Annotated in this window: 4 protein-coding genes; all 4 read right to left on the bottom strand. The window is 29.1% G+C overall.

Annotation, left to right across the window (positions count from 1 at the left end):
• Nucleotides 1–1,003 precede the first annotated feature (1,003 nt).
• Complete coding sequence (locus ES044_RS17680; RefSeq protein ID WP_147120658.1) at nt 1,004–3,691, bottom strand: carboxypeptidase-like regulatory domain-containing protein; 2,688 nt, start codon at nt 3,689–3,691, stop codon at nt 1,004–1,006.
• Nucleotides 3,658–4,425, bottom strand: coding sequence for a GLPGLI family protein (locus ES044_RS17675; RefSeq protein WP_147120657.1), 768 nt, complete (start codon nt 4,423–4,425; stop codon nt 3,658–3,660). Before ES044_RS17675 ends, ES044_RS17680 begins: the two co-directional genes overlap by 34 nt.
• A gap of 64 nt (nt 4,426–4,489) precedes the next feature.
• Nucleotides 4,490–4,807, bottom strand: coding sequence for a hypothetical protein (locus ES044_RS17670; RefSeq protein ID WP_147120656.1), 318 nt, complete (start codon nt 4,805–4,807; stop codon nt 4,490–4,492).
• A 329-nt stretch (nt 4,808–5,136) separates the two neighbouring features.
• The gene (locus tag ES044_RS17665; RefSeq protein WP_147120655.1) at nt 5,137–5,721 is read right to left on the bottom strand and encodes a hypothetical protein; all 585 of its coding nucleotides are present in this window, start codon (nt 5,719–5,721) and stop codon (nt 5,137–5,139) included.
• Between the last annotated feature and the right edge of the window lie 423 nt (nt 5,722–6,144).

The raw sequence follows: 6,144 nt of genomic DNA, 5'->3' as shown, positions 1-6,144 counted from the left end.
ATTAGCGAGAGAGTGTTCCACGTTCCGCATTTTTTTCTCCGATTTTGGGGTTCAAACTTTAAAGCAAAATGTTTTTTTAAATGACTTTAGCTTCTAATTTAGAAAATCAGCCAGTTTTTGCTAACGTCTTTGTGTTATGGAAAGTTGCGTTTTTGTGTGCGAGGATTTTCCAACGGAAAATTTGAAGTACGCAAAAATGCAACTGCCTTTGGTAAAGCACTAATTTAGCAATTTTCTATACACGGTGTTAGCAAATGCGGTTTTATATTTCCATTCTTATTTTCCGAATTCACTATTTTTCCATTTTTGGAATATTTTGAATGTAATAATTTCGTAAAGATTTTAATCGATAGAATTCCCCGACGCTCTGCGTCGGTGGTCAAGAGGAAAGTTTGAAAACCTGGGTTTTCATCAAACTAAAAATAAGGTTTTTTTCAGCTTGATACCTCGATGGCTCTGCCTCGAGGTTGTTCATTTCCGCAATTTTGGTTATAAGTTCCGTTTTTATGCAAGAGTAAAAATTCCGCATTTTGCTCGTTTTTAAATCTCGCTTAATTCCGCAATTAAGATTTTCAGAGTTTGAGTGTTTTTCACATTTTAGGAATTCATAACTTTGCTAAATTCCGCAATTTTGTAATTCCACCAAAAAGCTGAAATTCCAAAATTCTGATTAGCGAGAGAGTGTTCCACGTTCCGCATTTTTTTCTCCGATTTTGGGGTTCAAACTTTAAAGCAAAATGTTTTTTTAAATGACTTTAGCTTCTAATTTAGAAAATCAGCCAGTTTTTGCTAACGTCTCTGTATATGGCTCGTAGCGTGTAAATTAAACAATTAGTTTCGGATTGAGCACGAGCCGAATTTTTAAATTTTACTATTTATCTTTTTTATCTAAATCGTCAAATTTAAAAATTTGGCGGACTCGTAAATATGCCTTAACTTCTATTAAATAACTACCTAGCTATGAGATATATACGTTGTTAGTAGCCGTTTTTTCGCTCCAATTTTAAAACCTATATTCCAATTTCAAAAGTAAAAATCTTGGCAGTAGTCTATATTCCGTTGTAGAACTTCCAATATCGCTTATTGAGAAATTTCTAAATCTTTCAGTATTGAATAGGTTTTTTCCAGTAATACCTAAAGTCAGTTTGTTTTCAATTAACTTATATCTCGCATCAAAATCTAAAAAGTAATAGGTATTATCTGTTTGTAAATTTCCAAAATAATAGCGTTCTGATTGTAATTGAAAATCTAGCTTTTCATTAAACACTAAAGATAAATCTAAAAAACTAACGTTGTCAGTAAATGAATTATTTATAGTAGTTTCTATTTCCGTTGTACTCCATATTGTACCGATATGATAATTAAAAATACCACTAAAAGCAGAACGCAGTTCTAAACCGTAATTATAATTATTAGACTTTACCTGTCTTAAATTTGAATTGTTTACAATATTTTTAAATTCACTTTGAGTATAGCCTAAGTCTATTTTTAAATTTGAAGAAATAAATTTGAAATAATAGTCTAATTTAGAATTAACACTTATAAACTCACGGTCTTGGATTAGTATTTTTTCAGCTTGCGTGAAGTTTTGATTTAAAGTTGTGTTTGTTGAAAAGAAGTCGTGGTTTTTGCTGTATAATATAAATGTATTTGCAAAAAATCGGTCGCTCCAGTTCCCAAGTTGATAGTTGAAAACGAAACTTGAAGCATCTAATTGATTAAAATCTCCTGTTCCTTTGGCGAATGAGCGAAAACCTGTAAGCACAAAATCACTAAACACGTCTTGTGCTCTGGCATTTGTTGTGTTGTAAGAATAGGAAGATATTATTTTGTTGTTATCGTTAATCTTCCAATCTAAACCCAAGCTTGGATTTACAAAAAATGGACTTTGATTACTTATAATTCCATTGTTCTCTAGTTGATTAAATAGTTGATGGACGTTTAGCTTACCAACAATTCCAAAATCTTTAATTTTTAAACGGTATTTACCTTTAAGATATAAATCATTAACCTGATATGCTGTTTGGTTTTGGTAATCAGTTGGATTGTCTAAAACTAAATTATCTTGTAAAAGTGAAAACGTGGTTGATAATTTATCTTTTCTGTATTCATTACCAATTTGAAGTTCTAATAAATGACCATTTGTTTTACGGTCTAGTAAATGTGCATTAATTCCTGCAAATTGCATTTGATTTGTACTTTGTTGAGATACGTTATTTGCGCTATTAAAAGACGGAAATAAATCTTGATAAAAGAATTGATTTACAGAATAGTTTTGCGGTGTTTTTTCGTTGATATAACGTCCAGTTAGTAGAAAGACTTTTTTGTCTTTAAATCTATTTGTATAGCTTATTTTTTGGTCAAAAAGTGTGTTTTTATGTTGTAGATTTTCAATGGTTGAATTTCCATTAAAAATTAAATTGGAATTATCATTGAAGTCTCCGTTGTTATATTTTGTAGTAGCCTCTAGCATTTTGGTTTTAGAAATATTGTAAGTGAAATCTAGTTTGCCAAAAGCAACTCTATTTTTATTTCTTAGTTCAAGGTTTTGAGTATTAGTAAAATTTGTTCCATTAACATCTGTAACATCAATACTATTTCTAAAAAAGTCTGTTTCGTCCCAATTAAAAAAGCCTAAGGTTTTAATTTTTAATTTTTCAGTTGGGTTAAATATAGCGTTTAGCGATACTAATTCAGCGTTGTTAAAATTGGTTCTATTTTGCTTGAAATTAAGGTTGTCTGGCGATAAATTTAGTAGCGAATTTACGCTTTGATTATCTCCAATACTTGCTGGTTCGTTTCTTCTTGAAGGTCGAATTAGGTTTTCTATGTCTCCTGTTGCATCATAGCCAATTGAGTTAAGATTAGTTAAAAAGTAGTATTTATTTTTTTTACCAAAATTCATTAAATTACCTTTTAGCTGATAGAAATTATCGTTGCCAATACTAGTTTCAATATTACCAAACCAAATACGTTTAGAATTTTCGTCGAGTTTTAAATTTAAAGCTACTTTGTTACTTTCCTCAACACCTTTCAATAAAGGATTATTGGAATAATTTTGTAAAACTTCAACAGCTTCGATAGGGTATGCTGGCATATTTTTAGACAGAATTTTATATCCTTTTTCAAATAGGTCATCGCCATCTACCATTAATTTTTCAATTTCTTGATTACCAATTTTTATTGTACCGTCATCATTTATATTAATACCGGGAATTGTTTTTAAAAGTTCCTCAACAGTTTGCTCTGTACCATTTGTAAAAAATTTTGTTTTAAAGGAAATGGTATCCTGCTTTATAGACATAGGCAAATCCGCCTTAATTATAACTTCATCTAAATCCATTGGTTTATCAACTAAGATAACGTTGAATTTTAGTTCTTTTTGCTCTTTGCTTATATTTAATGAAATGGTTTTAGGTGCATAACCTAAAGAGGTAAATATTAATTTGAACGCTCCTGTATTCTTAGTTTCAAGTGAGAACTTGCCTCTATCATCTGTGTAGGCGAAAGCAACTATTGATTTTGATATGCTATCTTTCAAAATGACACTTACTGAGTATAAAGTACTAGAGCTATCTTTTACAATGCCTGATATTTTAGTTTGAGAAAAACTTATATTATAAAAAAACAGAATAATAATTAATATTAAACCATAGTTTAATCTTTTTTTGTTACTTCTTCCTCTTCCCATTCAAATTTTATTTCAAAACCTGTTCTAAAGTTTTTTTGATTCACAATCTTGGCTCCACGAGGAAGTTTAGTTAATAGTTTTTTATCCCAATCGTTATTGTTAAATTTTAAGTCGGCATACTCTTGTATTGTTATTACTTCTTGACTTTTTAAATCTAAATATATCGAGTTGAAATCATAGTTAGTTGATTTTACCTCTTGTAGTAACCAATTATATCTTCTTGTTTCATCATAAATTTCATAGATCAATCCAGGTAAACCTTGAAATTTCCAAGGTCCTGATTTTATAGCTATGGTTGGGGAATACCAAGCAATATAATTTCTTCCTCTAAAATAACAAGTAGCCTTGTACAGTATAGTTTCATTGATTGATTTCTGTTCTTTTGAAAGTACCCAATTAAAATTCGGAATTTTCTCTTTAACAAGTTTACTTTGTTTAAAAACGTCATTTCTAGTTATTAAAGTGTCTTTATTGTAGTCGTAATAATTATATTGGTTTTTACCTGAATTTAATTTAACCGTTGCATCAATGTTTTCATCATTTTCTACTTCATTATCTCTATTTTTAATTATTTCGGTATAATAAACTGTTTCTTTTTGATTCGCACTTATAACAAGGTATCCATTTTTTACTGTTGGTAATTCTGTATTATAAATTGCTTTATAAGTTATTAAAACATCTTTTTCTTGTGAAAACGCTATAATTGGAAACAAAAATAATATTACAAACTTCATATTGTGTTTTTTACGTTAATAAAAATGTAGGTTGCAAAAATAAATTTACAACCTACATAAAATTTTAAAGATTCTCAAGCGCCTCTCCAACTGCATCAGCTAAGCCATCACATTCAGCTTCAGAATCAACATTGTTAAATTGAAGTGTTCTTTCAGCTACTTTGTTACCATCAGAGTCATAGAAACCAATGGTTACATAACAAGTTCCAAAGAATTCAAAATTATTCAACACTTTTGAATTTTCACTATTGTCAACCAATTCTAATGAGTTGATAATTTTAACTGTTTCATCACTATTAATTGATGATAATTCATTTGCAGTATTAGCAAAAGCAAACGTTCCTACTAGCATAAAGGCTAGTGCAAAAAATACATTTTTCATAATTTTGTTATTTATGAAATTATCCAACTTTACAAAAGCTGGGGCGGAAAATATTCCCTTTGGGTAATCATTTTAAACCTAATACTCGTTTGTAATTGAAGCTTTATCTCTTTAAGCGAGTGACTTACGTTGTTCTAAATATAGAACTTTTTTGATTTTATCAACTTCTAATTTTAACGCAATATTTTTTTTCAAATGGCTACTAACGTGTTTGTGTAAGGAAAGTTGCGTGTTTCAAGTAATAAAGTTACTAAATAAATCACGAACCAAGAAAATCCGCGAGGATTTTCGTAAGTTGGCTAAAACCAGCAATTTTTTTTTACACGGTGTTAGCCAACGTTTTTTATTTCTTTCCGGACTTTCAATTCTTTTATTCGTTTTTTTATTGATTTTTCATCTCTTATAAATTCAGATTCTTCTGTGAGTGAATGATAGCAGGAAAATAAAAACCTTTTCCCGTTTTCTTGAAAAAATAAAATTCCATCGTCATAATCAACTTCTGTATTTTCAAAATTAGGGTTTTCAGAATTGAAAACATATTTATAATTCAAAACTTGTATTTTATCTATTTTTGATGAAGGAGCGAAAGATATTATTGAATTTAGATTCTGAAAAACATATTGGTCAAAATTATCTTTTAATTGTTTTTCCTCTTTTTTGATAGCGAATTCAATTTTATAAAAATCAATATCATTTTCCTCGAAAGGTTTAGTTCTGAATTTAAAGACTTTACTCGTGTTAATTCCTAACTTATTTCGTGACAAGAAATTCATATTAAAGTAACTTGAAGTCATTATATTTTCCTCTGTAGAAATAGAAAGGTTTGGAGCAAAAAGAATATAGACTTCTTTTCCGATTAATTCGGTTAGAACTTTTATTCTTTCTTCTGTTATATGGATTTGATGTGTTTTCAATGTTTGCTAACGTTTGTGTATAAAGAAAGTTGCGATTTTGTGTGCGAGGAATTTCCAACGGAAATTCAGTAGTACGCAAAAATGCAACGAACTTTGATAAAGCACTAATTTAGCAATTTTTTTTATACTTTGTTAGGCTCTTTTGCGAAACATAAGAGTAAACACATTTAGATTCCGTTTTCAACTTTTCAGCATTTGAGTAAATTCCTGCATTTTAACTTTAAAACACTTTTTGCAAAAAAAAAATCGACTACAAATTCTGCTTCCGAAATTCCGCAATTTTGATTTTGAGTGAACAGGGCAGAATCATACTTTTTTTGTGTTTAAATTATTTATTTAATTGATTTACAGTTGTTTAAGTTGTTAATTATTCGTATATTATGCTGATAATCAATAATTTAACTAAATGGAATCATCGAGTAA

Source organism: Polaribacter sp. IC066, assembly GCF_007997085.1.
Taxonomy (GTDB): domain Bacteria; phylum Bacteroidota; class Bacteroidia; order Flavobacteriales; family Flavobacteriaceae; genus Polaribacter.
The sequence above is the reverse complement of the archived record's forward strand: the minus strand, read 5'-3'. Positions and strand labels throughout refer to the sequence as shown.

What these genes read in the sequence shown, in the direction of transcription:
- ES044_RS17680 (WP_147120658.1), bottom strand. Translation starts at nt 3,691, where the DNA reads ATGGGAAGAGGAAGAAGTAACAAAAAAAGATTAAACTATGGTTTAATA.
- ES044_RS17675 (WP_147120657.1), bottom strand. Translation starts at nt 4,425, where the DNA reads ATGAAGTTTGTAATATTATTTTTGTTTCCAATTATAGCGTTTTCACAA.
- ES044_RS17670 (WP_147120656.1), bottom strand. Translation starts at nt 4,807, where the DNA reads ATGAAAAATGTATTTTTTGCACTAGCCTTTATGCTAGTAGGAACGTTT.